Annotated in this window: 2 protein-coding genes; both read left to right on the plus strand. The window is 64.7% G+C overall.

The window, feature by feature from the left end:
- Window positions 1–222: lactate utilization protein LutB domain-containing protein (locus B879_RS24040; protein WP_040401587.1), on the plus strand; the 222-nt coding region annotated here is incomplete at its 5' end.
- Window positions 223–226: 4 nt separating this feature from the next.
- Window positions 227–718: a hypothetical protein gene (locus B879_RS24045; RefSeq protein ID WP_009187230.1), complete on the plus strand. Its 492-nt coding sequence runs from the start codon at window positions 227–229 to the stop codon at window positions 716–718.
- The last annotated feature ends 69 nt before the right edge of the window (window positions 719–787 follow it).

Below are 787 nucleotides of genomic sequence, written 5' to 3' on the forward strand. Positions count from 1 at the left end.
CAATGGGCGTTTTCCTTGGGCAAGCACCTGGGCCTGCTGGAAAAGGCGCTGCCCTTGGGCAAGCTCGCTGCCGGTCGAGACAAGAAGATCAAACGCCTTCCGGGCATTGCCGCAGGCTGGACCCAGTCCCGTGACATTCCGGCTCCCCCGGCGCAGTCCTTCCGCGACTGGTGGAAGAAGGACCATGAACCGGTAGCCCCCACCCCTGACCAGGAGAAGTAAGACGATGAGCGCCAAGGAAGAAATCCTCTCCCGCATCACCTCGGCCTTGCGTGATGCGCCGGCTCCCGAGCCGATCCCCCGCGAATACCGGGTCTCCTCGGACATGCCCGAGGCCGAGCTTATCGAGTTGCTGGTTGATCGGCTCGAGGACTACAAGGCCCACGTGGACGTCGTGGACCTGCCCCATCTACCGGCAACCCTTGCCGAACGGCTCAAGGACGCCACCAGCTTTGTGGTCCCGCACGGCATCGATGCCGAATGGTTGGTTGAGGCGGCACCCACGGATAGCGCGCGACTGCGCACCGACGCACCCGGTTGCGGTCCTGAGCGTGACCGAGCTGGATCATACCGATGCGGTGCTGACCTCTTCGGCGGTGTCCATTTGCCGAGTCGGGCACCATTGTGCTTGGACGGAAACGCCCAACCAGGGCCGCCGTTGCCATCTCCCTGGTGCCCGACCACCACGTCTGTGTGGTTCCGGTGTCGTCCATCGTAGCGGCTGTTGCCCGAGGCGCTGCCGCGCATGGACATCACCCGCCCGCTGACCTGGATCTACCGGTCCCAG

The organism is Cecembia lonarensis LW9 (assembly GCF_000298295.1).
Taxonomy (GTDB): domain Bacteria; phylum Bacteroidota; class Bacteroidia; order Cytophagales; family Cyclobacteriaceae; genus Cecembia; species Cecembia lonarensis.